The organism is Cellulophaga omnivescoria (assembly GCF_027915275.1).
Taxonomy (GTDB): domain Bacteria; phylum Bacteroidota; class Bacteroidia; order Flavobacteriales; family Flavobacteriaceae; genus Cellulophaga; species Cellulophaga omnivescoria.
In genome coordinates, this window is the sequence record NZ_CP115819.1 from 2,668,364 (window position 1) to 2,695,000 (window position 26,637).

A 26,637-nucleotide genomic window follows, 5' to 3' on the forward strand; every position below is an offset into this window, starting at 1 on the left:
GTTGTTAATATTAATTTTCTTGAGTGGTATTGTTTTCTTCTTTGTTTAGCAACTTGGCTGATACTTTATAATCTGCATTATATATCATTTTTGGTGTAGCCTTTTTTAAATCAAAATAAGCTCTTTTATACCATTTAGCATCTGTTGCTTTTTTTCTGTAATCTTCATTGGTTTTAGTAGTGCCAAATTCTTCATTTATATATGGTTTAATAGCGTGTATGCCAATACCAAAGTATTCAATACGTTCTAAAACCATTGCAAAATCTAGCTCAGAAAAGTAAAAGTTGTCATCAGCATCAAATCCTGTATTTAAGTTTTGAAGATCTGTAAAAACATTCTTCTGTAAAAATTCTAATTTTGTCATAGTTAGTGTTAAGGTGTGTAATGTAAGCAGTAGGTAATTGTACTGTTATTTTTTTCTGTTTAAAACCTTGTATTCTTCATAGCAACCGCTAATTGCATCTAATATTTGCAAATCGTTAGCTGTTTGTATAAAGGACTTAGAGTAGTTACAGTTGTTTAATATATCTTCAATATCTACTTTTTCTAGTTGTAGTAATTCTGTTAGTGTTTCTCTGTCAAACTTTGCAGCTAGTAAATCTCTAATACGGTCATCTTCTTTTATTTGTCGAAGTTTGCGCATTTGTGCAGGTTTTTTACCAAATAAATTACGGAGTAAATCTGCCGGATTTAAGATAGCGCCAAGTACTTTTGTAACAGCACTTGGGTTTTTGTTACCGGCTTCATAACCTGTATTTAGTCCAGAGATTGCATATTGGTAAGAATCGTTTAAACTAACGTTTTTAGCATCTATTTCTAAAAAGCCTGTTAACTGGTATGGTTTTACAACAACTTCTTCTAAGGCAAAAGCAAGTTCTGTTAAGGTAATTTTAGTGTCTTTAAACTTAAGCATATCATTAGTAACCTTAATTTTTTGAGATTTAAAACCAAGGTATGTTAAGTAAAGTGTGTCATTGGCAACTGCAGGTATTGTAAACTTACCTTTTTGGTCTGTAATTGTACCTTTTACTTGGTTAAGGTTTACAATGTGTACACTAGGCATCGGTTCATCAGTTTGCGCATTTATAATGGTTGCAGTAAACTCATTTTCTTTTTCTTTTGTTTTTTTTTCCTGTGAAAATCCACAGAATGTAATTAAGCTAAAAACAAGTAGGATGTATTTATTCATAAAAAAAGTGGTGTCGTTTATCTTCTACTAAAAACTCTAAGATATTAAAGTTTATCTCTTTAGGTGCGGAATATGGGTTAAATTTTTGATTAGAGGTGGTAAATAAACAAAAAAAAATACGCCGAAGCGTATTTTTAATATTCTATTAACTTAAAAGCTTAGTATCTTCTTTTACTTCTTTTGTTACCATAGCTTCCGCCACTATCGCGGCTTCCTCTACTGTCTTTATTGCGAGAACGACCTCTGTCACCGCCACCTCTATTATCTCTTCCTCGAGAAGATGAAGAACGGCCTCTGTCTCCGCGACCTCTACCACCTCTTCCGCGACCACCGCCACCTCCAGGGTTGTTAGAAATTTCTACGTTAACAAATCTGCCATCTACTTTAAACTCTGTAAATGTGGCTAGGACTTTTTCTGTGTGTTCTGCATCTGTATTAAAGAAAGAGAAACTTTCCTTAACATCTACTTTAAACACATCTTCTTTACCAAGACCAACAGTATCTCTTAAGAAATCTTTCAATGTCATCCAATCATAATCATCGCGCTCACCAACATTAATAAAGTAACGCACAGAACCACTAGTAGGTATTTCTGCTTTGTCTCTGCTACGACCTTCACGCTCACCTCTTTCTCCTCGGTCCGACGTGTTAAGGTCCTTAGTTTTGTTGTAATAGTCAAAGAAACGAGTAAACTCTACAGAAACTATTTTTTTAATTAGTTCCTCTCTGTCTACACCCTCTAATACATCATTAATTGCAGGTAAGTAGTTTTCTACTTCTTCATTAATTTCTGTATTTTTTATTTTGTTTGCTAAATGGTATAACTGAATTTCACAAATTTCCATCCCTGTAGGAATCTTTTTTGATAAAAATTCTGTTTGTAATTTTTTCTCTAAAGCTTTTATTTTACGTAGTTCACTACGAGTAACAATTACCATAGATACACCAGATTTTCCTGCTCTACCAGTACGCCCACTACGGTGTGTATAGGTTTCAATTTCATCTGGTAATTGGTAGTTTATTACGTGTGTAATGTCATCTACATCTATACCACGTGCGGCTACATCTGTAGCAACAAGCATTTGTATTTGTTTTTTACGAAAAGCGCTCATTACCAAATCTCTTTGGTTTTGACTTAAATCTCCGTGTAAAGCACCGGCATTGTAACCGTCTTCAATTAATTTTTCGGCAACCCTTTGCGTGTCCCTTTTGGTTCTACAAAAAACAACAGAGAAAATATCAGGATTGGTATCTGCTAATCTTTTTAATGCAGGGTATCTATCTCTACCACCAACAACATAATACTCATGTTGTACGGTAGTTGCACCTGCATTTTTAGATCCCACAGTAATTTCTTGTGGGTTGTGCATGAATTTTTTAGCAATTGTAGATACTTCTCTTGGCATTGTTGCAGAGAATAACCACGTAAATTTTTCATCTGGAGTGTTAGATAAAATGTCTTTTATGTCTTCATAGAAGCCCATATTTAACATTTCATCCGCTTCATCTAATACACAGTAATCTAACTTAGATATGTTAACCATACCACGGCTAATCATATCTTTTATTCTACCAGGAGTAGCAACAACTATTTGTGCTCCTCTTCTAATTTGGTTTGCTTGCTCTGTAATACTAGCACCACCGTAAATTGCAACAACGTTAAGACCTTTTTCGTATTTAGAATACGCTTTTAGTTCATTAGTAATTTGTAAACAGAGTTCACGTGTAGGAGATAGTATTAATCCTTGAGTAGTTCTGCTACTTGTATCAATTTTCTGAATTAACGGAAAACCAAAAGCAGCTGTTTTACCTGTACCAGTTTGTGCTAATGCTACAAGGTCTGTTTCTTGGTTTAAAAGGATTGGAATTGCTTTTTCTTGTACTTCTGATGGAGATTCAAATCCAAGATCTACAATAGCATCAAGTAGGGACTTATCTAGCCCTAATGCTTCAAATTTTGTCATAATATGTTATTCTTAATCGCAAATATGTATGTTACATAGAGCGTTTATCATATTATAACTCAGAGTAACACATGCTATACCAGCGGCGTTTTTTAATAAGCTGCAAAAGTACTTTAAATATTTTGAATAACCATACAACATAAGTAATAGTTATATTTAAGGAGCAAGACTATAGCCGTAAATAGATAAAATAACACCAATTACCCCAAAAATAATCATTAAAGCAACTAGTGATTTTTGCAATGTAGGATTGTCATAAATTATTATGCAAACGGCACCTAAAACAATACTTATTTGAAAAAAAAGAACTCCAAAATCAAACTTACGGGTAGCTATATCATATTTTTGTGCTAGTACTTTCCACTCGTTAATGCCAGTAATTACGCCCATTTTGCCATCTAAGTCTTGAGTCCAATCTTTTTTTTCAATGTTTTTAGAACCAATTAAAATTTCGTGTTTTTCTGCCTTGTACTTTTTTATTTGTGCTTTGGTTTTTTCTATTTTACTGTACACAAAATCTCTTTTTTCTTCAGCAACGGCATTAGTGTACAAAAGAGCTTCTAGGTTGTCTAATTCACTTTCTTTTAAACTTTCTTTTATGCTTTTAGACTGATACCAACTAGAATAATTAACCAATTTGTTGTGTGCAATCATCATTTCTTCTTCTAATTCTCCGTTTACTAACTGAGAAATTGCCATAAGTGCGGCAAAAAAAGCAATAAGTACACCACCATATGCCTCGGCACGTTCAGATGCTACAGAAACTTCTACTGTTTGCTTAGCCATAATTGTATTGTTTTAAAAAAGTAATTAGCTGTATTGTAGCCTTTGCTCTGTGGCTAATTTTGTTTTTTGTTTCTAGCGGTAATTGTGCAAATGTTTTGTTGTAACCTTCGGGAGTAAAAATAGGATCGTATCCAAAACCATCTGTGCCCTGTTTACTTTGTGTAATAGAACCATTTACGATACCAGTAAAAATATGTTGCTCACCATTAATTTGCAGAGCTATAACTGTTTTAAAATGTGCTTCTCTGTTTGGGTTGTCTCCTAACTTTTGTAAAAGTTTTGCCATATTGTCTTCTGCACTTTTTTGTTCTCCGGCGTAACGAGCAGCATAAATTCCGGGTTCACCATTTAAAGCATTTACAAGCAAACCAGTATCATCAGAAAAACAAGGTAAGTTGTACTTTTCTGTAACATAATTTGCCTTTTGTATAGCATTGCCTTCTATAGTATCTGCTGTTTCTGGTATATCATCAAAACAACCAATGTCTGTTAAAGAAACAAGTGTAATGTTTTTAGGAACTAAGGCTTGTACCTCTTTAAATTTATTAGCGTTATGTGTGGCAAATACTATTTTCATTATTTGTAATTAGGAGTGTTTTTGTAAAATTTTACATTAAATTTTTTAAAAACCAATTGCAAAAGTAGTAATTTTATTTTCTTAAATATTTAATATGTCTTTAAAGCTTCCGCCAGTAGTAGTTGTTTTTATTTTTGGTTTGTTTATGTACGTTTTAGCAAGATTTTTACCTTTTGGTATTTTTGACTTTTTTGGAAGAACAATGCTTTTAAAAGGTTTGTTAGTGGTTATGCTTTTGGTTTTAGCGGCATCAACATATAAATTTTTTAAAGCCAAAACTACTGTAGATCCTAAAAATTTAGAGAAGACAAATACATTAGTAACTACTGGTATATACAAATTTACCAGAAACCCAATGTATTTAGCAATGCTTTTGTTATTAATTGCTTGGGGTTTATTTTTAAGTAATGCTTTTAATATGCTTTTAGCAGCTGCATTTGTATCTTATATGAACGCTTACCAAATATTGCCAGAAGAAAAAATGCTAACCCAAAAATTTGGTAAAGAATACACATCTTACACAAAAAAAGTGCGTCGTTGGTTTTAATTTTATTATCATATTCTTAATTTAAAGGGGCTTAAAAAACAATTTTTATAGCATATGTGATGATACGCCTTTTTTGCTTTAATTTTACTTTTCACTTAGCAACTATCACACTAATATTTTTTACTTTTACTACTTAAATTTTTTAAAAATGGTAGACCAAGGGAGAAAATATGTTTTTGATTTTGATAGCACGCTAACCAGAGTTGAAGCTTTAGATGTTTTAGCTGAAATTACATTACAAGGTAATGCTAACAAAGAAGAAATTATTAAAGAAATACAAGAAATTACCAACCTAGGAATAGATGGCGATATCTCCTTTACAGAGTCCTTAGAAAAACGCATAAAACTACTTAATGCGCATAAAAGCCATTTAACACAATTGGTAGCAGAACTTAGAGATAAAATATCTAAGTCTATTGAGACTAATAAAGAATTTTTTCATAACTATTCTGATGATATTTATGTTATTTCTTGCGGATTTAAAGAGTTTATAGATCCTATAGTTGAAGAATACAACATACCATCTAATAAAGTATATGCAAATACGTTTAAGTTTGATGCGGATGGTAATATTATTGGTTTTGATGAGGCTAATGTTTTGGCATCTCACAACGGTAAAATAGAGTGTCTTAAAAACTTAGACCTAGATGGTGAGGTACAAGTAATAGGAGATGGGTATAGTGATTATGTAATGCGTGAAGCTGGAATTGCAGATAAGTTTTTTGCATATACAGAAAATGTAAGTAGAGATAAAGCTACAACAAATGCAGATCACGTTACACCAAATATGGATGAGTTTTTGTTTGTAAATGATTTGCCACGAAAAATATCATACCCAAAAAACAGAATAAAAATATTGTTGCTAGAAAATGTGCATCCGGCAGCATTTCATAATTTATCTGAAGACGGTTTTTCTGTAGAACTTGTAAAACACAGTCTACCGGAAGATGAATTAATAGAAAAATTAAAAGGAGTACACGTTTTAGGTATTCGTTCTAAAACACAAGTAACCAAAAAAGTATTAGAGGCAGCAGATAAACTTTTAGTAGTTGGTGCATTTTGTATTGGTACTACGCAAATAGATCTAGAGAGTGCTAAAAAAAGAGGTGTAGTTGTATTTAATGCGCCTTATAGCAATACACGTTCTGTTGTAGAGTTGGCTATTGGAGAAATTATTACCTTAATGCGTAATGTATTTCCTAGGAGTCAGGAAATTCACAGCGGGCAATGGAATAAAACAGCAGTTAACTCTAGAGAAGTACGTGGTAAAAACTTAGGAATTGTTGGTTATGGTAATATAGGTAAACAATTATCTGTTTTAGCAGAAGCTATTGGTATGCGTGTGTATTATTATGATGTTAATGACCAATTAGCGCTTGGTAATGCTACAAAATGTAATACTTTAGAAGATTTACTTAATGTGTCTGATGTGGTAACATTACATATTGATGATAATAAAGCAAACAAGAACTTTATTGGTGAGCGTGAAATTAACCAAATGAAAAATGGTGCTATGCTTATTAATTTATCTCGTGGTTTTGTAGTAGATATACAAGCATTAGTAGTAGCATTAAAAAGTGGTAAAATTGGTGGGGCAGCAGTAGATGTTTACCCAGAAGAGCCACGTAGTAATGGTGAGTTTTTTACTGAGTTGCAAGGGTTAGATAACGTAATATTAACACCGCATGTTGGTGGTAGTACAGAAGAAGCGCAAAGAGATATTGCAGATTTTGTACCTAATAAAATTATGGAGTATATTAACTCTGGTAATACCGTAGATGCAGTAAATTTCCCTAGTATACGCTTGCCAAGGCAAACTAATGCACATCGTTTTTTACACATACACAAAAACGTACCGGGTATAATGGCTAAAATAAATAAGGTTTTAGCAGAGTATGAAATGAATATTACCGGTCAGTACTTATCTACAGATAGTGAAGTTGGATATGTAATTACAGACCTAGATAAAAAGTATAACAAAGAGGTTATTAAGGCTTTAAAAAAGGTGGAAAACACTATTAAATTTAGAGTTCTTTATTAGTAGTTTATAAGTTACAAGTAAATATAAAAGGCTGCACTAAAAAGTGCGGTCTTTTTTATTACATCTTATTCTAAAAAATTTTTAACCTTAGTTTTTATAAAAAATATGTTCTTTTTCTTTTTTAATTTATAAGTAATAACATTCCCTAGTTTTGTTTTTAGTTGTTCTATTTCTGTGTTGCTCAAATCTTTAACAGGAGTGTTATTTATTTCTAATATCTGATCATTTAAAGAAACTTTTGCGGTAGTAGTTTTATTGATAAAAGTGGTGCTCACAAATGCTTTTTCACCTCTTTTTATAATTTTAAAGCCATCAGTAATTAACTCAGGCGCTACCTTAACTTTATCTCTAGATTGTTCTAGTATTAGCTTGTTCTGGTTACTGTAAATGGTAAAGTGTTTTAGCATTCCGCCTCCTATAAAACCAATAAACTTGTTGTTAGGAAAATTGTTTAGTGTTGTATTTGCAATATCTACTAGCACACCATTGTACGTTTTATTCCCAATTAGTACTTTAGTTTTATTGGTTATAAGTGTATTGTTTAAACCAGAAGTATGTGCTGTTGGCATACTTACGTCAACATAACTAAAATTGTCTCTAATACTTTTTTTCAATTCGTTTAAATTATTGTTTGGGTAGTTTAACAGCGTAACATATCTGCCATTTCCTGTATCTACCATAAAGTAGCCAGGTATAACTGTGTCACCAATTGTAACTGTACCGTAAATTTCATAAAACCCGTACAGGTATAAATTGTCTTTGTTTTTTAATAATAGGATACTATTACTTTGTTCTAAAATCTGCTCTTCATTATTGCTTAATGTTATTTGCTTTTTATGGTAATCAACTTTTACATTAAATTGTCTAAAAAAGTCTAGGTTAATGGTTGCTTTATGAAAAGCATTAAAATCGTACTCGTTAACTAATACACTTCTTATGTTATCTTCTTTTTTTAAATAGTAATTAAATGTATCTCCTAGAGAGACTAATACATCTTTTTTAATTAAATTTATGTTGTTTTTTTTAGCAAACAGATAATCAATATTAAAACCACTAGATCCGGTGTCGTACATAAAATAACAAGGGTTGTTATTTATTTTACCTTTTATAAATATTCTGTTTTTAACTAATTTAAAAGGAAGTGTATGTACTATATTTTGAGAAAATAAAGAGGTAGAAAAACTAAATAATAGTATGTAAAGGAGTTTTGTTTTCAAATATTAGTTAAAGCTAATTTTACCGATGATGATAAGGCTCGTTACGTAGAATAGTAAACCCTCTGTAAATTTGTTCAACCACAAACAAACGTACCATTTGGTGAGAGAATGTCATTTTAGAAAGACTAATTTTTCCTTTAGCAGTAGCGTAAATTGCATCACTAAAACCATAAGGACCTCCAATAACAAAAACCAATTGTTTAATTCCTGCATTCATTTTCTTTTGTAAGTAATCAGAAAAATCTACAGAAGTAAATTGTTTTCCGTTTTCATCTAAAAGTACAAGCACGTCTGTAGGGCTCAACTTTTTTAAAATAAGCTCGCCTTCCTTTTCTTTTTGTTGTGCTTCAGATAGGTTTTTTACATTTTTTATATCTGGTATAATGTCTAAATTAAACTTAATATAATGCCCTAATCGCTTTTCATATTCAGCAATTAAAGCTTGTAAATTTTTATTATCGGTTTTGCCAATGGCTAGTAGCTTAATAGTCATACCACAAATATAATGTCAATTTTTAAAAAATTATTAGATAACAACTGCATTATGTAGATAATCAAAAAAACAGTTAAAGTTTAATAAAACAATTTAGTAAATTAGCACAAAACAAAAACAAATTAATGATTTCAGAAGAGCAGTTTCAGAAAGAAATAGACCTAATTATTAGTAATGCAATACGTGAAGACGTAGGAGATGGCGACCATAGTTCTTTGGCTTGTATACCTGCAACAGCAACTGGTAAAGCAAAATTACTGGTTAAAGACAATGGTATTATTGCAGGTGTAGAATTTGCTAAACAAGTTTTTGCATATGTAGACAAAGGTTTACAGGTAGAAACACTTATTAATGATGGTGAAACTGTAAAACACGGAGATATTGTTTTTTATGTAACGGGCAGCTCACAAAGTATTTTAAAAGCAGAACGATTGGTGTTAAACGCTATGCAGCGTATGAGTGCTATTGCTACTAAAACAAACTTTTTTGTAAAATTATTAGAAGGTACAAATACTAAGATATTAGATACTCGTAAAACTACACCAGGTTTGCGTGCAGCAGAAAAATGGGCTGTAAAGATAGGTGGAGGAGAAAACCACAGGTTTGCTTTGTATGATATGATTATGCTAAAAGATAACCATATAGATTTTGCAGGTGGTGTAACCAAAGCCATAGAAAAAACAAAAGAATACTTAAAAGAAACAGGCAGAGACTTAAAAATTATAGTTGAAGCTAGAAATCTTGATGAAATTAAAGAAATTTTAAAGACAGATGGTGTGTACCGTATCCTTATAGATAATTTTAATTACCAGGATACAAAAACTGCTGTTGCATTAATTGGAGACAAATGTTTAACAGAATCTAGTGGTGGTATTAATGAAAATACTATTAGAGAATATGCAGAATGCGGTGTAAATTATATTTCTTCTGGCGCACTTACACACTCTGTTTATAATATGGATTTAAGCCTTAAAGCAGTTTAATGTCGGTAGAAATTGAAGAAAAACTAGCAAAAATACCAGTAATAAACTGGATAGTAGCACTATTAAAAAAAGTTACTTTGCCAGCCTTTGTAGGTTTGTCTTTGTATGATTTATTAGAGCTTTACCTTAATGGAATTTTAAAAGGAACCTTATCTACACGAGCCAGTGCCATTGCATTTAGTTTGTTTATGGCATTGTTCCCATTATTAATATTTTTGGTAACACTAATACCGTTTTTAATACCTTATGTAGATTCTGGTAACCCAGATACTAACTTAAATACAGAGTTTATTGCATACTTAGAGTATGTATTACCAAATGCTATAAACGATTATTTTTTTGATCAGATTTACGATGAAATAATGAGTCAAAAGCGTGGAGGTTTATTATCATCTACATTTGTTTTGTCTATATTTTTAATAGCAAACGGTGTTAATGCTATTTTTAGTGGTTTTGAGAATTCTTACCATATAAGTTTAAATCGTCATTTTATAAGACAATATTTGTATGCTTTAATGGTAGGTTTATTGCTGTCTATATTAATAATAGTTAGTGCTATTGTGTATATGTATTTTGAGATTTATGTGATAGAAAATATATCAGACACCACACAGGTTTATTTTGGCACAGGATTAGAAGAGACAGATATTTGGACTACCGAGATAGCTAAAATAGTTTATTTTACATTTTTGTCTTACCTATCAATTTCAATTTTGTACTATTTTGGTACGGCAGAAGGTAAAAAAACAAAGTTTTTTTCATCAGGCTCATTAATGACAACAATTTTATTTGTGCTAACTTCTTACTTGTTTGGAGTTTACGTAGATAAATTTGCAAGGTACAATGAATTGTATGGTGCTTTAGGCGGATTATTAATTCTGATGGTTTATATTTGGTTAAATGCCAACATCCTTTTATTAGGGTTTGAGCTAAATGCAACATTAAATTCATTAAAGAAAAAAATTATACAAAATGAAGAAGAATAAAACACTATTTACCATTGCAATCTTATTTTTTATCGCTAATATAAGTGTAGCACAATCTGTTTTTGGAAAGTGGAAAACTATTGATGATAGAAACGGAAAAGAAAAAGCTATAATTGACGTTTATGAGAAAAACGGCAAAATGTATGGGAAAATAATTAAGATTGTAGATCCAAAACGTAGAGATGCCGTTTGTGAAAAATGTGAGGGCGATTTAAAAAATGCTCCAATTTTAGGCTTGCATATTATTAAAAATGCAGAAAAAACAGACAAAAACGAATACAAAGGAAAACATCTTTTTGATCCAGAACAAGCAATGACTTTTAGATGTAAAATTTGGTTAGATCCAGAAGATCCAGATAAGTTAAAAGTTCGTGGTTACTTAGCATTTATTTACAGAACTCAAACTTGGATACGTGTTAAGGAGTAACCTACTTTATGCAGCATTTTATAAATGTAATATTACCAATTCCCTTAGAAAAACTATTTACGTATAGTGTAACAAGGGCAGAAGCCAATTTTTTAAAAGTGGGTATGCGCGTTGCCGTACCCTTTGGCAAATCTAAAATACATACAGCATTAGTTGCAGAAATACACGGTACAGCACCAACTTTATATGAGGCCAAAGATATTCATCAAATACTAGATGATGAGCCCATAGTTACAGAGTTACAAATTAAACATTGGTCTTGGGTAGCTAAATACTATATGTGTTCTATAGGTGAAGTTTTTAGGAGCGCAGTTCCGGGTGCCTTTTTATTGGAGAGTGAAACTTTAATATTAAAAAATTCTGAGACTACCGTAGATGAAAATACACTAACAGATGAAGAGTTTTTAGTGTTTGAAGCATTAGAGCGCCAGTCTATGTTAAAGGTGCAAGAAATTGCAGCTATAGTAGATAAAAAAAACGTGCTACCTATTTTAAAACGTCTGTTAGATAAAAATGTAATTTTAACTAAGGAAGAAGTTTACCAACAATACAAGCCCAAACTGGTAAGGTATGTTAAGTTGGGACCAAAGTACCAAACCGAAGAAGAATTAAGTGCTTTGTTAGACTCGCTCTCTAGAGCACCAAAACAAAGTAATGTAATTTTATCATTATTTCAATTACAAGGAACTAATCATAAAAAAATAACAGTAAAAGAGTTAGAGGAAAAAAGCAAATCTTCCTCAGCTATAATTAAGGCTTTAATAGATAAAGAAATTTTAGAAGAGTTTTTTGTACGAACAGATAGGGTTGTTTTTGATTCTACAAAAAAAACAAAACAACTAAAAGAGCTCAATCAGTACCAGGCTAATGCTTTACAGGCAATTAAATCTAGTTTTAAAGAAAATAAGGTTACCTTATTACATGGCGTTACTTCTTCGGGTAAAACAGAGGTATACGTGCAATTAATAGCAGATTACTTGGCTAAAGGGCAACAGGCATTGTATTTATTACCAGAAATAGCGTTAACAACACAATTAATTGCAAGGCTACAAAACTACTTTGGTGAATATGTTGCTGTTTTTCATTCTAAGTATACAGTAAATGAAAGGGTTGAGGTTTGGAACAATGTTTTAGCAAACAAGTCTAAGGCTCAAATTGTAATAGGTGCAAGGTCAGCGTTGTTTTTACCGTTTTCTAACCTAGGGTTAATAATTGTAGATGAAGAGCATGAGGCGTCTTTTAAGCAGTACGATCCGGCACCAAGGTACCACGCCAGAGATAGCGCAATTGTTTTAGCAAATTTTAGTAATTGCAATATTCTTTTAGGTTCTGCTACGCCAAGTATAGAAACGTATTACAATGTTAAGCAGAAAAAATATGGCTATGCACAAATAACGCGTAGGTATGGTAATGTACTAATGCCAGAAGTAGAGTTGGTAGATATAAAAGAGCTAACGCGTAAAAAACGTATGAAAGGTCATTTTTCAGAACGGTTATTACGCGGTATTACAGAAGCAGTACAAGAGAAAGAACAAGTAATTTTGTTTCAAAACCGCAGAGGGTATGCACCAATAGTAGAATGTACAACTTGTGGCCACTCACCACAATGCCCAAATTGTGATGTAAGTTTAACCTATCATCAATACAAAAAACAAATGCGTTGTCATTACTGTAGTTATCACATGGCTTTACAAAAAAGTTGTTTGGCTTGTGGTATGTCTACCTTAAATACCAAGGGTTTTGGTACAGAGCAGGTAGAGCAAGAACTGCAAGAGCTAATGCCAAACCTGCGAATTGGCCGTATGGATTTAGATACAACTAGGGGTAAACATGCGTACGAGAAAATAATTACTTCTTTTGAAAAACACGAGTTAGATGTTTTAGTGGGTACTCAAATGCTAACTAAAGGATTAGATTTTGGTAATGTAAGTTTGGTAGGTATTATGAATGCAGATAACCTATTAAATTTTCCAGATTTTAGAGCACATGAACGTAGTTATCAACTATTAGCGCAAGTTTCTGGTAGGGCAGGTAGGGCTCAAAAAAGAGGTAAGGTATTAATACAAACGTACAACCCTTATCATCAAATATTGCAACAAGTATCTACTAATGATTATGAGGCAATGTACACAGACCAAATTAATGAACGTAGGTTTTTTAAGTATCCGCCTTTGCATAGGATATTAAAAATAACATTTAAACACAGAGATTATGGTAAGGTGGAAGATGCTTCTGCTTGGTTTGCAAAATCCTTGCGCGTAGCTTTTAAAGATGATGTCTTGGGACCAGAATTCCCTGCGGTGGCCAGAATAAGAAACTTGTATTTAAAAAATGTTGTTTTAAAAATAAAAAAAGAGCAGCCTTTAGGTAAAACAAAAGATTACATAAAAAAAATTGAAAAATCTTTTAATGCAATTGGTCAATTTAAAGGTGTAAGGGTAATTTATAATGTAGATTATATTTAAAAAAATAGCAAAAAAAAGCCGACTTAATAGTCGGCTTTTTTATAATGTATAATTTTTAAACGTTGCTTAGCGCTTCAGCAAGCTCCGTTTTTTTATTTCTACTTAAAGGTATTTGTCTTCCATCAACTTCTACGTTTTTGCTATTAAATTTTTCAACCTTTTCTAAGTTAACTATGTAAGATTTATGTATTCTTAAAAACTTATCTTCAGGCAACTGCTTTTCAAAAGATTTCATTGTAGATAAAATTACAATATTGGCCTCGTCTGTAACAAGTTTAATATAATCACCTAAGGCTTCTATCCATTTAATATCATTTAAAATAACCTTACGTTTTTTAAGATTACTTTTTACAAAAATATGTTCTTCATCTTCTTGTACTCTGTGCATTTGCTCATACTTAGCAACAGCTCTTTTAACAGAGGCATCAAACCTACTCATTGTAATTGGTTTGTGTAAATAATCTGTTACGTCATAATCAAAAGCTTTTAATGCGTAATCAGGTTTACCAGTTATAAGTATAACTTGTGGCGGATTTTCTAGAGACTCTAATAAGTCAAATCCGTTAATGATTGGCATTTCTACGTCTAGGAAAATAAGATCAACTTCGTTGTTCTTAAGTCCGTTCTTGGCTTCAATAGCATTGCTGTACTCAGCCACCATTGCTAGGTTTGGATGATTGTTAACCAACTTTGCCACGGCCATACGTTGCATAGAAGAATCATCTACAATTATACATCTTAGTTTCATAAATAAGTTGATTTGTGGGGTTAAATCTCAGCTAAAGTACTAAAATTGTCAGATGAATTGCAAGAAAAGATGTGAACATGCATTAATCTGTTGTGTAATTAGCATTTAACGAGTTATGGATTTCATTTGGGTTTGGTTAGAAAATTGGGGTTTGTTAATAACTATTTTTATATAGAACGAAGATTTCTAGCTTTTCTTGTGAGAATAGAAAAAAATAATTACTTTTGCGGACTGAAAAAAATATATATAATATGAATCATTACGAAACTGTTTTCATTCTGAATCCCGTTCTATCTGATGTACAGATAGAGGAAACAGTTAAGAAATTTGAAGATTTCTTAATTAAAAAAGGTTCCAAAATGGTTGCCAAAGAAAATTGGGGACTTAAAAAATTGGCCTATCCTATTCAACACAAAAAAAGTGGTTTTTACCATTTGTTTGAATTTACTGCACCTGGTGATGTAATCAATGGTTACGAGCTAGAATTTAGAAGAGATGAACGTGTTATGCGTTTCTTAACTGTAAAGCTAGACAAGCACGCTATTTCTTGGGCAGAGAGAAGAAGAACAAAATTAAAAACTAAAGCTTAAGGATTATGTCAGCTATTGAACAACAAGCAAAAGGAAAAAAAGACGGAGAAATTAGATATTTAACTCCGTTAAACATTGAGACTAACAAACAGAAAAAATACTGTAGATTTAAAAAATCTGGTATTAAGTATGTAGATTACAAAGATCCAGATTTCTTAATTAAGTTAGTTAATGAGCAAGGTAAATTACTTCCAAGAAGACTTACTGGAACTTCATTAAAATATCAAAGAAAAGTGGCTGTTGCTGTTAAAAGAGCGCGTCATTTAGCATTAATGCCATATGTTGGCGATTTATTAAAATAAAAAAAGCTAAACAATGGAACTTATATTAAAACAAGACGTACAGAATTTAGGTTTTAAGGATGACGTAGTAGAAGTTAAAAACGGCTACGGAAGAAACTTTCTTATTCCTCAAGGATTAGCTGCTCTTGCTACACCATCTGCAAAGAAGGTTTTAGCAGAAAACTTAAAGCAAAGAGCTCATAAAGAAAAGAAAATTGTTGATGAAGCTAATAAAACTGCTGAAGCATTAAAGCAATTAGAAATTAAAATACCTGCTAAAGTTGGTGTTGGAACTAAATTATTTGGTTCTATTTCTAATATAGATTTAGCCGCAGCTATAGAAAAAGCAGGTCAATCAATAGACAAAAAATATATTTCTATTAAAGGTGGTTCTGTTAAAAGAACTGGGCCTTACAATGCTCAGATTAGACTACACAGAGAGGTAATTGTAGAATTTCCTTTTGAAGTTGTAGCTGAAGCTAAATAAATAGTTAATATAATGTTAATAGAAAAAAGAGTTATGCACGCATAACTCTTTTTTTTTGTTCTAAATTTAGCATATCTAAAAATAACTAACTTAGAACAATATGAAAAACTATTTATTTTTTTGCTTATCGTTTTTGTTTGTTTCCCTGTCGGTTAACGCTCAGGTAACAACCTCAAACATTAAAGGTTTGGTTGTAGACGATCAGGCAATGCCTCTTATGGGGGCAAATGTTATTGCTGTGCATACACCAACAGGTACTAAATACGGCGGTATTACTAATGATGAAGGTAGGTATAACCTTTTAAATATGAGGGTTGGTGGTCCTTATGTAATTACAGTTTCTTATGTAGGTTTTGAAAACCAAGTTAAGAACGATGTTTACCTTACTTTAGGTAAAACTTTTAATTTTAATGTAACTCTAACAGAATCTAGTCAAATGTTAGATGAAATTATTTTGGTTCAAGACCAAAGTGGTACATTTGGTAGTGGGCGTACAGGGGCAGAAACAAGTGTGGGTAGTAGAGAACTAACTAAATTGCCTACAATTTCTAGATCTGCACAAGACTTTACAAGACTAGAGCCTACGGCAAGTGGTGATTCTTTTGGAGGTCGTAATGATCAGTTTAATAATTTTTCTTTAGATGGTGCAATTTTTAATAATCCTTTTGGGTTAGATTCTCCAACACCAGGCGGGCAAACAGGTTCGCAACCTATTTCTTTAGATGCTTTAGAGCAAATACAAGTAAGTACAGCTCCTTATGATGTTACATTGTCTGGTTTTACGGGAGCATCTGTAAATGCGGTTACAAAAAGTGGTACTAATGAATTTCATGGTACTGTTTATGGTTTTTTTAGAAATGAAGACTTAACAGGCGGTAAGGTTAAAGGAGAAGATGTAATTAAGCCTAAATTAACTCAAAATCAATATGGTGTAAGTATTGGTGGGCCAATTGTTAAAAATAAATTATTTTTCTTTGCTAATTTTGAAAAAGAGGAAAGAGATGATTTAGGGACAAATGGATGGGTGCCTAATACGGGCTCTGGTAGTATAGGTGAGTCTAGAGTTTTAGAAAGCGATTTAATGGCTGTACAGTCTGCCTTAGCAGGTATTGGTTATGATACTGGTCGTTATGAAGGTTTTACTTACGGCGGAGAGTCTACTAAAGGTATCTTTAAGTTAGATTGGAATATTAATGATAATAACAGATTGGCTGTTATTTATAACTTTTTAAATTCTTCTAAAGAAAAACCAGCTCACCCTACGGCTATTAGACAAAGAGGACCAAATTTTACAACTTTACAATTTGAGAACTCTGGATATGAAATTAATAACAATTTAAAATCTTTTCAGATAGAATTAAATTCTACATTGTCTGAAACTATGACAAATAAATTGCAAGTTGGTTATTCTCATTTTGATGATTTTAGAGATGCTTTATCTTCTCCAATTCCTGCAATGACTATACAGGATGGTAATGGGTCTAATTATATTGTTGTAGGTCATGAGCCTTTTTCAATTAATAACACATTAGATCAAAAGGTTTTTCAGTTTTCTAACAATACCAATATTTTTAAAGGAGATCATACATATACAATTGGTTTCTCTTTTGAAAAATTTGATTTTAAAAACTCATTTAACCTGGGTTCATATGGTTATGCAGATGCAAGAGGTTACGTAGGAGCTTTTGGTGCATTTGGTAGTTTAGCAGATTTTCAAACAGCAGTAGATAATGGGTTAATTTCTGATGCTATTACAAATGCTGAAGGTATTAATGCAGCAAATAATACTAATGATACTTGGAGTTTGGCAGAAACTAGTGTTGGGCAAATGGCATTTTATGTGCAAGATGAGTGGAATGCTACAGAAGATTTTAAATTAACTTATGGAGTTCGTTTTGATAAGCCTTTGTTTTTTGATACGGCAGATAAAATTCGTGAGAATATAGCAAGGAAAGGTACATATGTGCCAAGTATACCTTATTACAATCCAGAAACGGGAGAAGAGGTATTTATAGATTCTGAAAAATTACCAAGTAACCAATGGTTAATTTCTCCAAGAGTAGGTTTTAATTGGGATGCAAAAGGAGATAATTCTTTACAAGTACGTGGTGGTACTGGTTTGTTTACTGGTAGATTGCCATTTGTATGGTTGGGTAATCAAGTGCAAGGTGTAGATGTGTTTTATTACCAAACTGTAGATCCAGATTTTAAATTTCCACAAGTATGGAGAACTAATTTAGGCTTAGATAAAAAGTTTGAAAATGGTATTATTGGTACGTTAGATGTTTCTTATACTAAGGATTTAAACGCTGCTCACGTACAAAACTGGGGATTAAGAGAGCCTACAGGTACATTGGTTGGTCCAGGAGGAGATAGACCAGTTTACTTATCTGGTGATACGGGTAACAATGCTTATGTATTTACTAATTCTGACAAAGGAAGAGTATTTAATGTTTCAGCCAAAGGACAAAAGACTTTTGATAATGGCTTGTACGTAATGGCTGCTTATAGCTATTTAAATGCTAAAGATGTAAACTCTATTGAAGCGGAAATTACTGGTGATGCTTTTGAGTTTAATCCAAATGCAGGTAATGCAAATGCAGACGTTTTAAGTTATTCTAAATACGGAGATACACACCGTTTTATTGGTGTTCTATCCAAAAACTTTGAGTACGGACAAGGAAAATGGAATACAACAATTTCTACTTTCTTTGAGTATGCTAAAGGTGCAAGGTATAATTATACATATGCTGGTGATATTAATGGTGATGGATCTGGTCAAAATAACGATTTATTATACATTCCTACTGAGGCAGAAATTTCTCAAATGCAATTTTCAGGAGCAGGCCAAGCAGAAGCTTTTGAAGCATATATTCAGCAAGATGATTATTTAAAAGATAACCGAGGAGAGTTTATGGAGCGCTACGGTGCTTTAGCTCCTTGGAGAGGTCGTTGGGATCTTAAATTTTTACAAGATTATAAGTTTGCTAACAATAACAAAATACAATTTAGTATTGATGTCCTAAATGTTGGAAACTTAATTAGTTCTGATTGGGGTATTGTACGCCAGCCAAATAATATTAGTCCGGTGGGAGTTAGCTTCCCAGATGCTAATCCAGCCCCAGATGTTTATGAGGCAGACCGTACACAGGCACCTACCTACACTTTTGACCCTAGTTTAACTAGAACAAATGGGTATGATGCAAGTTTGTTATCTAGATGGCAAGCACAATTTGGTTTGCGCTTTATTTTCTAGTAAAAAATAAATAATTTTAATTATTAAAAGGTTATGCTTATGCATAGCCTTTTTTTATTTTTGCAAAATGAAATATGCAAGACTAACAAAACAACAACTAGAAGAATTGCAACCAGAGTTTGTAAATTTTTTAGCATCGCAAACAATTACTGCAGAAGAATGGGAAACTATTAAAAAAGATAAACCAGAAGTTGCAGAAGAGGAGTTAGATGTTTTTAGTGATTTAATTTGGGAAGGTGTATTAACTAAAGTAGAGTATTTAGAAAATGTATCTGCACAACAAATGCATTTGTTTCATTTAGAAGAAAAAGAAATGAAACTGCTTTCTGTTAAAGTAATGAATCCTGATGTAGATTTAACAACAAGTGTTGGGTTTGCTTGGTTTAAGAAAAACTGGCAGTCAGACTTTGTAGAGTATTTAACGGCTTCTAAAATTTATACTGATGATAAAAATTTAGATAAATTTAATTTAATTAAGCAAGGAGCGGTAATAACTAAAGGAGATTTGTACAAGTGGTTTGATAATATTATTAGTTAGACTACTAATAAGTAAATTACATATAAAACAATATTAATAGCCTTTATAAAGGCATAAAGAATGATTTATCATTCTATACATTTTTAACAGTTATGGCACAAAAACCATCAATACCAAAGGGAACAAGAGATTTTTCACCGTCTGAAATAGCAAAAAGAAATTACATTTTTGATATTGTAAAGAAACATTTTCAGACATTTGGTTTTCAGCCTATAGAAACACCTTCTTTTGAAAATTCACAAACCTTAATGGGTAAATATGGTGATGAAGGTGATCGCTTAATATTTAAAATATTAAACTCAGGTGATTATTTAAATAAAGTTAATGATGAACTATACCAAAAGAAGGACTCGGGATCATTAACTACAAAAATTTCAGAAAAAGCATTGCGTTATGATCTTACCGTACCTTTTGCACGTTACGTGGTAATGCACCAAAACGAAATTGATTTTCCTTTTAAAAGATATCAAATACAGCCTGTTTGGAGAGCAGATAGGCCGCAAAAGGGCAGGTTTAGAGAATTTTATCAGTGTGATGCAGATGTTGTTGGGTCGGACTCCCTGTTACAGGAAATAGAATTGGTACAATTGTATGATGCTGTTTTTACAGAGTTAGAACTTGTAGGAACAACAATTAAATTAAACAATCGTAAAATTCTTGCAGGTATAGCAGAGGTTATAGGTGCAAAAGAGCGTTTAATAGATTTTACTGTCGCCTTAGATAAGTTAGATAAAATAGGAGTAGAGGGAGTAACTAAAGAAATGCTAGAAAAGGGTATCTCTGAAGATGCAATTAAAAAAGCAACACCTTTATTTTCATTATCAGGTTCTAATACAGAGCAATTGCAAGTTTTGGCAGAATTGCTTAAGGACTCAGAAGAAGGTAAAAAAGGAGTAGAAGAGCTTACTTTTATTATTAATGCGGTAGAAAAATTAGGTTTACAATCTGCTAATCTTACTATAGATGTTACTTTGGCTCGCGGACTTAACTATTATACAGGCGCTATTTTTGAGGTTGCTGCACCAAGCGGAGTAAAAATGGGCTCTATCGGTGGTGGTGGACGTTATGATGATTTAACAGGGATTTTTGGATTAAAAGATGTTAGTGGTGTAGGTATCTCTTTTGGGTTAGATAGAATTTATTTGGTTTTAGAAGAGCTAAATCTTTTTCCTGAAGAAATAAATAAATCATTGGAAATACTTTGTGTTAATTTTGGAGATAAAGAAGCTTTTGCGGCTTTAGAATTGGTTACAGAGTTACGTAAAAACGGAGTAAAAGCAGATGTGTATCCTTCAGCTGTAAAAATGCAAAAACAAATGAAATATGCTAATAAGCGTAATGTTCCTTATGTTGTTTTAATAGGGGAACAAGAGTTACTTAATGGCGATTTTGTTGTGAAAAATATGGAAAAAGGAGATCAGCAAACTTATAAGTTGTCAAATGTATCAGAGTTTTTAGTCTCGTTATAAGTTATACATTAAATTTTTAGTAAAAAACTGCTGTGCAATAATATTGTGTAGCGGTTTTTTTTAATTCATTTCTTTTTATCAGAAAAAAATAATATCATCTTTGAACCGCAAGAAAATACAGCTGTTTTAAAATTATATAACCTTTTCTATTGCTTCTATAATTGTATTGTAATACTTTTTACTGTGTGGAACATAAAGTTTCTTCGTTTCACTATTGTTTAATTCTATTTTAAAATCAGAAATAAGTTTAAGTTGTAAGTCTTCAACCTCAATATCTTGTTTTTTAAGGAGATTAAACTCTGTATTTAATTCACAGATAAAGGTGTGGTGAAATTCACAGTCAATTAAGTAATTGGTATGTTTTTGGATAGATTTAAAGCAACCAATTTTTTGTAAATCTGCTTGTTGAATGGTAATTCCAATTTCTTCTTCAATTTCTCTTAAAGCAGAATTAATAATGTCTTCTCCAGCTCCAATATGTCCGGCAACAGAAACATCCCATAATAGAGGGAATGTGTCTTTACTTTTTGCACGCTGTTGTAGTAAAATTTGCTTTTTATCAGTATAAAACCAAATATGTACTGTTTGGTGAAACCAACCATTTTTATGAGCATCAGATTTTAAAGCTGTTTTACCGGTAAAATTACCGTTGCTATCTAAAAGATCTATAAGCTCATCCATATTATAAAAGTAAAAAAAAAGCCTCTTCTAAAATAAAAGAGGCCAAGTATAGTTAATCAAAGTAACTAAAAGTTTCTCCGTTTTTAATATTTAATAGTGTTTCGTAAATCAAGCGTATCACATTTACAACATCGTCTCTATGTACAGTTTCTACCGTAGTGTGCATATAACGTAATGGTAAAGATATAAGTGCAGAGGCAACACCGCCATTGCTATATGCAAAAGCGTCTGTATCTGTACCAGTAGATCTAGATGCTGCCATACGCTGAAAAGGTATTTCATTAGCTTCCGCAGTTTCAATTATACGTTCCCTAAGTTTGTTTTGTACTGCTGGTGCATAAGAAATTACAGGTCCAGAGCCAATTTCTGTAAAGCCTTGTACCTTTTGCTCAATCATTGGGGTGGTAGTGTCGTGGCAAACATCGGTAACAATAGCAACGTTAGGTTTAATTCTTTGTGTAATCATTTCCGCCCCTCTAAGGCCAATTTCCTCTTGTACAGAGTTGGTAATGTATAAGCCAAAAGGTAATTCTACTTTGTTTTCGTGCAATAAACGCGCAACTTCAGCTATCATAAATCCACCAGCTCTGTTGTCTATAGCTCTACAAACAAACTTGTTTCCGTTTAAAACCTTAAAAGTATCTGGGTATGTAATAACGCAACCAACGTGTACGCCCATTTTTTCAACTTCGGCCTTGTCTTTAGCTCCAATATCAATACAAATATTGTCTAATTTAGGAGCTTCTTCTTTTCCTTTATTTCTTGTATGTATTGCGGGCCATCCAAAAACACCTTCAACAATACCGTTTTTTGTATGTATGTTAACCCATTTAGATGGTGCTATTTGGTGGTCACTTCCTCCATTTCTAATTACATATAGTAATCCGTTGTCTGAAATGTAATTTACATACCAAGAAATTTCATCAGAGTGTCCTTCTATAACTACCTTATATTTTGCATCCGGATTAATAACACCCACAGCAGTGCCGTAAGTATCCGTAATAAATGTGTCTACATATGGTTTTAAGTACTCCATCCATATTTTCTGCCCTTCCCACTCATAACCTGTAGGTGATGCATTATTTAAGTATCTTTCAAAAAAATCAAGAGATTTTTCAGTAATAATTTTCTTTGCGCTCATAAACGTATATATTTAAATACAAATTTAATAATATTCATTATTTAATTAATAATATCGTTACGTGTTTATCGTTAATTATATGAACACTAAGTATTGTATGAAACTAATAAAAAGTACATCATTAATAATAGCGTTGTTGTTTACACTTACAAGTACGGCGCAAATAGAGGTTAAAAAAGACTCTGTAGATTTGGAGTTGTATAAGATAGAAGGTGATTCTGTTTATGATACATCTATATCTTTAAATGAGGTTTATGTATTTGGACCATTAAAATTTGCTTCCAAAGAAGAAAAATTACGCTACTATATATTAAGGAGAAAAACATTAAAGGTGTATCCCTACGCAAAAATGGCTGCAGAAAAATTGGTTGTACTTAATGATAGTTTAAAAAAAATTAAGAAGAAGTCAAAAAAACGTAAATACACCAGGCAAGTTCATAAAGAAATAGAAGATCAATTTTCTGAAAGATTAAAAAAGTTAACACGTACAGAGGGGCAAATACTCATTAAGCTAATAAATAGGCAAACAGGAGATACTGCTTTTGGACTTGTTAAAGAATTAAGAAATGGTTGGCGAGCCTTTTGGTATAATACTTCTGCTAAGTTTTTTAAAATTAGTATTAAGGCAGAGTATCATCCAGAAAGCGTGCATGAAGACTATTTAATTGAGGATATTCTGCAGCGAGCTTTTGCAAAAGGTAGGTTAAAGGAGCAACCTACGGTTTTAAATTATGATTATACTACGCTGACTAACAAATGGATAACTAATAAAAAGGAGTAGTAAACTCTTGTTTAGTTCAAAAATTCAAATTATATTTATTGTCCTTTTTATATATAATGTAGTTTTTCAGATCGATAACCCAAACTTTCAACACAAACTACCATATATTAAGGTGTGGTTTTAGGAGTTTGTTGTGGGTTAATAAAAAATCTAAAAAAAACTTAAGCTTTAAAGAATTGAATTGCAGTAAGTTATTTGTATTTTTAAAAATACTTTTAAAAAAGATGTAAAAAAGGCTTGTGGTGTTCAAAAATGGGAGTATATTTGCAGCCGCTAACGGACAAACGAGCAGTTATAAAGTTAGTAAAGTTCATTGATTAGGTTGTAAAATTAGTATTGTAAAAAGGTTAAAAAATAAGTTTACAAAAGCTTGTTTAGTAGTAATTAAAAATACTATTTTTGCATTCCCAATTTGCTAGGGTTGTAAAAGCAGAAATAAGCACTAAAATAATTTAATTTTTTATTTTGTCAGTTTAAAAAAACGTTATACATTTGCAACCGCTTTCAGAGAGGGTAGGAGTTAAGAAATTTTGGAATGATTATATTGTTAATCAACTAGTTCGAGTCTAGTATTTCTACAAGAATTAAAAGTTCATTTGACATATTGAAGAGACAGCAAAATAATGCTACTTAGTGGTATTATTGAATTAAAAAAAGAGAATGAGTTTGGTTTTAGACGATTTTAGGTTGTTAAGAATATTTACAAAACAACGATGAAGAGTTTGATCCTGGCTCAGGATGAACGCTAGCGGCAGGCTTAACACATGCAAGTCGAGGGGTAACAGAGGAGCTTGCTCTTGCTGACGACCGGCGCACGGGTGCGTAACGCGTATACAATCTGCCTTGCACTAAGGGATAGCCCAGAGAAATTTGGATTAATATCTTATGGTTTATATATATGGCATCATATTTATAATAAAGGTTACGGTGTAAGATGAGTATGCGTCCCATTAGTTTGTTGGTAAGGTAACGGCTTACCAAGACTACGATGGGTAGGGGCCCTGAGAGGGGGATCCCCCACACTGGTACTGAGACACGGACCAGACTCCTACGGGAGGCAGCAGTGAGGAATATTGGACAATGGAGGAGACTCTGATCCAGCCATGCCGCGTGCAGGAAGACGGTCCTATGGATTGTAAACTGCTTTTATACAGGAAGAATAAGGACTACGTGTAGTCTGGTGACGGTACTGTAAGAATAAGGACCGGCTAACTCCGTGCCAGCAGCCGCGGTAATACGGAGGGTCCGAGCGTTATCCGGAATTATTGGGTTTAAAGGGTCCGTAGGCGGGCTGTTAAGTCAGGGGTGAAAGTTTGCAGCTCAACTGTAGAATTGCCTTTGATACTGACGGTCTTGAATTATTGTGAAGTGGTTAGAATATGTAGTGTAGCGGTGAAATGCATAGATATTACATAGAATACCGATTGCGAAGGCAGATCACTAACAATTGATTGACGCTGATGGACGAAAGCGTGGGTAGCGAACAGGATTAGATACCCTGGTAGTCCACGCCGTAAACGATGGATACTAGCTGTTTGGATTTCGATCTGAGCGGCCAAGCGAAAGTGATAAGTATCCCACCTGGGGAGTACGTTCGCAAGAATGAAACTCAAAGGAATTGACGGGGGCCCGCACAAGCGGTGGAGCATGTGGTTTAATTCGATGATACGCGAGGAACCTTACCAGGGCTTAAATGTAGATTGACAGGTTTAGAGATAGACTTTCCTTCGGGCAATTTACAAGGTGCTGCATGGTTGTCGTCAGCTCGTGCCGTGAGGTGTCAGGTTAAGTCCTATAACGAGCGCAACCCCTGTTGTTAGTTACCAGCACATTATGGTGGGGACTCTAGCAAGACTGCCGGTGCAAACCGTGAGGAAGGTGGGGATGACGTCAAATCATCACGGCCCTTACGTCCTGGGCCACACACGTGCTACAATGGTAGGTACAGAGAGCAGCCACTTAGCGATAAGGAGCGAATCTATAAAACCTATCACAGTTCGGATCGGAGTCTGCAACTCGACTCCGTGAAGCTGGAATCGCTAGTAATCGGATATCAGCCATGATCCGGTGAATACGTTCCCGGGCCTTGTACACACCGCCCGTCAAGCCATGGAAGCTGGGGGTACCTGAAGTTCGTCACCGCAAGGAGCGACCTAGGGTAAAACTGGTAACTAGGGCTAAGTCGTAACAAGGTAGCCGTACCGGAAGGTGCGGCTGGAACACCTCCTTTCTAGAGAAATACGACCGTTACATATTAGTTTATGTAGTAAGAATTTAGTTGTAACTAGATTTATTTTCTTTTTTCGCTGTCACTTCAAAATATTAAGATACAACAACTAAGATTGAGTCCCATAGCTCAGCTGGTTAGAGCGCTACACTGATAATGTAGAGGTCGGCAGTTCGAGTCTGCCTGGGACTACTAAGTAAAGCTTATCAATAGTAAGTGTTACAGAAGTAGTCAAGGTAAAACAAGAGGCTATAATTGATTAGTTTGGTTGTATTGAGATAACATTATAAACGTAATGTAGAAGGAAATTCTGGAAGTTGAGTAGTAGTTGGCAGTACTAACTACAAGCTACTATATACTACTTTTAGTATATGGGGGATTAGCTCAGCTGGCTAGAGCGCCTGCCTTGCACGCAGGAGGTCATCGGTTCGACTCCGATATTCTCCACCAGGCAATGCTTGGAGATAATTAAGATTATTTTCAGAGTATTGTAGTTAGGAGCATAGATCATTAAATTATCTATTGCGACTTACAATAACGTTCATTGACATATTGGGACATTGTGTATAATTACCACAGGGGTAATTATCACGATAAGAAATAAAAAGAATACGAAATAGAGAAGAGCAAGAGGCTATTAAATGGTATGTAAAACATTTAATAGTGACAAGTTACAAAAGGGCGTATGGGGAATGCCTAGGCTCTCAGAGGCGAAGAAGGACGCGATAAGCTGCGAAAATCTGCGGGGATCAGCACATATGAT

At 33.1% G+C, this 26,637-nt stretch carries 23 protein-coding genes, 2 tRNA genes and 2 rRNA genes (1 of these 27 running past the window's edge); 17 read left to right on the top strand and 10 right to left on the bottom strand.

The features are described 5' to 3' along the window. Nucleotides 1–10: 10 nt before the first annotated feature. From PBN93_RS11950 to PBN93_RS11970, 5 genes are all read right to left on the bottom strand, one after another. Nucleotides 11–364, bottom strand: a complete 354-nt coding sequence (locus PBN93_RS11950) for a hypothetical protein (protein ID WP_271080750.1) — start codon at nucleotides 362–364, stop codon at nucleotides 11–13. Between the two features lie 45 nt (nucleotides 365–409). Next, entirely contained in the window at nucleotides 410–1,189 is a 780-nt protein-coding gene (locus PBN93_RS11955; RefSeq protein ID WP_271080751.1) for a carboxypeptidase-like regulatory domain-containing protein, read from the bottom strand. 158 nt (nucleotides 1,190–1,347) lie between these two features. Then, entirely contained in the window at nucleotides 1,348–3,153 is a 1,806-nt protein-coding gene (locus PBN93_RS11960) for a DEAD/DEAH box helicase (protein WP_077406501.1), read from the bottom strand. A gap of 156 nt (nucleotides 3,154–3,309) precedes the next feature. Beyond that, a complete protein-coding gene (locus PBN93_RS11965; RefSeq protein ID WP_077406504.1) occupies nucleotides 3,310–3,939 on the bottom strand; it encodes a DUF4337 domain-containing protein in 630 nt (209 codons plus the stop codon). Beyond that, on the bottom strand, nucleotides 3,932–4,516 hold the full coding sequence (locus PBN93_RS11970) for a non-canonical purine NTP diphosphatase (RefSeq protein ID WP_077406506.1): 585 nt from the start codon (nucleotides 4,514–4,516) through the stop codon (nucleotides 3,932–3,934). The genes PBN93_RS11965 and PBN93_RS11970 overlap by 8 nt, the downstream gene beginning before the upstream one ends. A gap of 94 nt (nucleotides 4,517–4,610) precedes the next feature. Between PBN93_RS11970 and PBN93_RS11975 the strand changes: the two genes are divergently transcribed. Then, complete coding sequence (locus PBN93_RS11975; RefSeq protein WP_271080752.1) at nucleotides 4,611–5,063, top strand: methyltransferase family protein; 453 nt, start codon at nucleotides 4,611–4,613, stop codon at nucleotides 5,061–5,063. A gap of 148 nt (nucleotides 5,064–5,211) precedes the next feature. Next, nucleotides 5,212–7,104 (top strand): phosphoglycerate dehydrogenase, encoded by a 1,893-nt coding sequence (gene serA / locus PBN93_RS11980; RefSeq protein ID WP_077406512.1) that lies wholly within the window; start codon nucleotides 5,212–5,214, stop codon nucleotides 7,102–7,104. A 65-nt stretch (nucleotides 7,105–7,169) separates the two neighbouring features. Here the strand turns inward: serA and PBN93_RS11985 are convergent, their stop codons facing one another. Then, a complete protein-coding gene (locus PBN93_RS11985) occupies nucleotides 7,170–8,177 on the bottom strand; it encodes a PDZ domain-containing protein (protein ID WP_271080753.1) in 1,008 nt (335 codons plus the stop codon). A gap of 163 nt (nucleotides 8,178–8,340) precedes the next feature. Continuing rightward, entirely contained in the window at nucleotides 8,341–8,814 is a 474-nt protein-coding gene (rlmH, locus tag PBN93_RS11990) for a 23S rRNA (pseudouridine(1915)-N(3))-methyltransferase RlmH (protein WP_077404101.1), read from the bottom strand. Between the two features lie 125 nt (nucleotides 8,815–8,939). Here rlmH and nadC point away from each other — a divergent pair, with 125 nt between their 5' ends. From nadC to priA, 4 genes are read left to right on the top strand one after another with little or no spacing between them, the layout of a single operon-like run. Next, nucleotides 8,940–9,797: a carboxylating nicotinate-nucleotide diphosphorylase gene (nadC, locus tag PBN93_RS11995; protein ID WP_077404098.1), complete on the top strand. Its 858-nt coding sequence runs from the start codon at nucleotides 8,940–8,942 to the stop codon at nucleotides 9,795–9,797. Continuing rightward, on the top strand, nucleotides 9,797–10,783 hold the full coding sequence (locus tag PBN93_RS12000) for a YihY/virulence factor BrkB family protein (protein WP_077404095.1): 987 nt from the start codon (nucleotides 9,797–9,799) through the stop codon (nucleotides 10,781–10,783). Before nadC ends, PBN93_RS12000 begins: the two co-directional genes overlap by 1 nt. After that, nucleotides 10,770–11,210 carry a DUF2147 domain-containing protein gene (locus PBN93_RS12005; RefSeq protein ID WP_077404092.1) on the top strand — a complete coding sequence of 147 codons (441 nt, stop codon included), beginning with the start codon at nucleotides 10,770–10,772 and terminating at the stop codon, nucleotides 11,208–11,210. Before PBN93_RS12000 ends, PBN93_RS12005 begins: the two co-directional genes overlap by 14 nt. Nucleotides 11,211–11,218: 8 nt before the next feature. Further along, on the top strand, nucleotides 11,219–13,675 hold the full coding sequence (gene priA, locus PBN93_RS12010; protein ID WP_271080754.1) for a replication restart helicase PriA: 2,457 nt from the start codon (nucleotides 11,219–11,221) through the stop codon (nucleotides 13,673–13,675). Between the two features lie 55 nt (nucleotides 13,676–13,730). Here the strand turns inward: priA and PBN93_RS12015 are convergent, their stop codons facing one another. Next, complete coding sequence (locus tag PBN93_RS12015) at nucleotides 13,731–14,423, bottom strand: LytR/AlgR family response regulator transcription factor (protein WP_077404087.1); 693 nt, start codon at nucleotides 14,421–14,423, stop codon at nucleotides 13,731–13,733. Between the two features lie 251 nt (nucleotides 14,424–14,674). Between PBN93_RS12015 and rpsF the strand changes: the two genes are divergently transcribed. From rpsF to hisS, 6 genes are all read left to right on the top strand, one after another. After that, complete coding sequence (rpsF, locus tag PBN93_RS12020) at nucleotides 14,675–15,013, top strand: 30S ribosomal protein S6 (RefSeq protein ID WP_013619894.1); 339 nt, start codon at nucleotides 14,675–14,677, stop codon at nucleotides 15,011–15,013. Between the two features lie 2 nt (nucleotides 15,014–15,015). Next, entirely contained in the window at nucleotides 15,016–15,315 is a 300-nt protein-coding gene (rpsR, locus tag PBN93_RS12025) for a 30S ribosomal protein S18 (RefSeq protein ID WP_170854752.1), read from the top strand. 13 nt (nucleotides 15,316–15,328) lie between these two features. Next, nucleotides 15,329–15,781, top strand: a complete 453-nt coding sequence (gene rplI, locus PBN93_RS12030) for a 50S ribosomal protein L9 (protein WP_077404084.1) — start codon at nucleotides 15,329–15,331, stop codon at nucleotides 15,779–15,781. Between the two features lie 100 nt (nucleotides 15,782–15,881). Next, nucleotides 15,882–19,037: a TonB-dependent receptor gene (locus tag PBN93_RS12035; RefSeq protein ID WP_271080755.1), complete on the top strand. Its 3,156-nt coding sequence runs from the start codon at nucleotides 15,882–15,884 to the stop codon at nucleotides 19,035–19,037. Between the two features lie 67 nt (nucleotides 19,038–19,104). Continuing rightward, on the top strand, nucleotides 19,105–19,575 hold the full coding sequence (locus PBN93_RS12040; protein ID WP_077404078.1) for a DUF6495 family protein: 471 nt from the start codon (nucleotides 19,105–19,107) through the stop codon (nucleotides 19,573–19,575). Nucleotides 19,576–19,667: 92 nt separating this feature from the next. Continuing rightward, the gene (hisS, locus tag PBN93_RS12045; RefSeq protein ID WP_271080756.1) at nucleotides 19,668–21,044 is read left to right on the top strand and encodes a histidine--tRNA ligase; all 1,377 of its coding nucleotides are present in this window, start codon (nucleotides 19,668–19,670) and stop codon (nucleotides 21,042–21,044) included. Nucleotides 21,045–21,176: 132 nt separating this feature from the next. On the opposite strand, the gene PBN93_RS12050 is transcribed toward hisS, so the two are convergent. Further along, entirely contained in the window at nucleotides 21,177–21,725 is a 549-nt protein-coding gene (locus PBN93_RS12050; protein WP_077404072.1) for an NUDIX hydrolase, read from the bottom strand. 52 nt (nucleotides 21,726–21,777) lie between these two features. After that, nucleotides 21,778–22,866: a M42 family metallopeptidase gene (locus PBN93_RS12055; RefSeq protein ID WP_077404069.1), complete on the bottom strand. Its 1,089-nt coding sequence runs from the start codon at nucleotides 22,864–22,866 to the stop codon at nucleotides 21,778–21,780. 97 nt (nucleotides 22,867–22,963) lie between these two features. On the opposite strand from PBN93_RS12055, the gene PBN93_RS12060 reads away from it, so the two are divergent. From PBN93_RS12060 to PBN93_RS12080, 5 genes are all read left to right on the top strand, one after another. Continuing rightward, nucleotides 22,964–23,647 carry a DUF4294 domain-containing protein gene (locus tag PBN93_RS12060; protein ID WP_077404066.1) on the top strand — a complete coding sequence of 228 codons (684 nt, stop codon included), beginning with the start codon at nucleotides 22,964–22,966 and terminating at the stop codon, nucleotides 23,645–23,647. Between the two features lie 710 nt (nucleotides 23,648–24,357). Next, nucleotides 24,358–25,877: ribosomal RNA gene (locus PBN93_RS12065) — 16S ribosomal RNA — on the top strand. Nucleotides 25,878–25,992: 115 nt separating this feature from the next. After that, nucleotides 25,993–26,066, top strand: a tRNA-Ile gene (locus tag PBN93_RS12070). 181 nt (nucleotides 26,067–26,247) lie between these two features. Beyond that, nucleotides 26,248–26,324: transfer RNA gene (locus tag PBN93_RS12075), tRNA-Ala, on the top strand. A 214-nt stretch (nucleotides 26,325–26,538) separates the two neighbouring features. Further along, nucleotides 26,539–26,637: ribosomal RNA gene (locus PBN93_RS12080) — 23S ribosomal RNA — on the top strand (it continues 2,729 nt past the right edge of the window). The 16S and 23S rRNA genes sit together here with 2 tRNA genes alongside, the layout of an rRNA operon.

Coding starts and splice junctions, on each gene's coding strand:
- PBN93_RS11950 (WP_271080750.1), bottom strand. CDS start 364: ATGACAAAATTAGAATTTTTACAGAAGAATGTTTTTACAGATCTTCAA.
- PBN93_RS11955 (WP_271080751.1), bottom strand. CDS start 1,189: ATGAATAAATACATCCTACTTGTTTTTAGCTTAATTACATTCTGTGGA.
- PBN93_RS11960 (WP_077406501.1), bottom strand. CDS start 3,153: ATGACAAAATTTGAAGCATTAGGGCTAGATAAGTCCCTACTTGATGCT.
- PBN93_RS11965 (WP_077406504.1), bottom strand. CDS start 3,939: ATGGCTAAGCAAACAGTAGAAGTTTCTGTAGCATCTGAACGTGCCGAG.
- PBN93_RS11970 (WP_077406506.1), bottom strand. CDS start 4,516: ATGAAAATAGTATTTGCCACACATAACGCTAATAAATTTAAAGAGGTA.
- PBN93_RS11975 (WP_271080752.1), top strand. CDS start 4,611: ATGTCTTTAAAGCTTCCGCCAGTAGTAGTTGTTTTTATTTTTGGTTTG.
- serA (WP_077406512.1), top strand. CDS start 5,212: ATGGTAGACCAAGGGAGAAAATATGTTTTTGATTTTGATAGCACGCTA.
- PBN93_RS11985 (WP_271080753.1), bottom strand. CDS start 8,177: ATGTACGACACCGGATCTAGTGGTTTTAATATTGATTATCTGTTTGCT.
- rlmH (WP_077404101.1), bottom strand. CDS start 8,814: ATGACTATTAAGCTACTAGCCATTGGCAAAACCGATAATAAAAATTTA.
- nadC (WP_077404098.1), top strand. CDS start 8,940: ATGATTTCAGAAGAGCAGTTTCAGAAAGAAATAGACCTAATTATTAGT.
- PBN93_RS12000 (WP_077404095.1), top strand. CDS start 9,797: ATGTCGGTAGAAATTGAAGAAAAACTAGCAAAAATACCAGTAATAAAC.
- PBN93_RS12005 (WP_077404092.1), top strand. CDS start 10,770: ATGAAGAAGAATAAAACACTATTTACCATTGCAATCTTATTTTTTATC.
- priA (WP_271080754.1), top strand. CDS start 11,219: ATGCAGCATTTTATAAATGTAATATTACCAATTCCCTTAGAAAAACTA.
- PBN93_RS12015 (WP_077404087.1), bottom strand. CDS start 14,423: ATGAAACTAAGATGTATAATTGTAGATGATTCTTCTATGCAACGTATG.
- rpsF (WP_013619894.1), top strand. CDS start 14,675: ATGAATCATTACGAAACTGTTTTCATTCTGAATCCCGTTCTATCTGAT.
- rplI (WP_077404084.1), top strand. CDS start 15,329: ATGGAACTTATATTAAAACAAGACGTACAGAATTTAGGTTTTAAGGAT.
- PBN93_RS12035 (WP_271080755.1), top strand. CDS start 15,882: ATGAAAAACTATTTATTTTTTTGCTTATCGTTTTTGTTTGTTTCCCTG.
- PBN93_RS12040 (WP_077404078.1), top strand. CDS start 19,105: ATGAAATATGCAAGACTAACAAAACAACAACTAGAAGAATTGCAACCA.
- hisS (WP_271080756.1), top strand. CDS start 19,668: ATGGCACAAAAACCATCAATACCAAAGGGAACAAGAGATTTTTCACCG.
- PBN93_RS12050 (WP_077404072.1), bottom strand. CDS start 21,725: ATGGATGAGCTTATAGATCTTTTAGATAGCAACGGTAATTTTACCGGT.
- PBN93_RS12055 (WP_077404069.1), bottom strand. CDS start 22,866: ATGAGCGCAAAGAAAATTATTACTGAAAAATCTCTTGATTTTTTTGAA.
- PBN93_RS12060 (WP_077404066.1), top strand. CDS start 22,964: ATGAAACTAATAAAAAGTACATCATTAATAATAGCGTTGTTGTTTACA.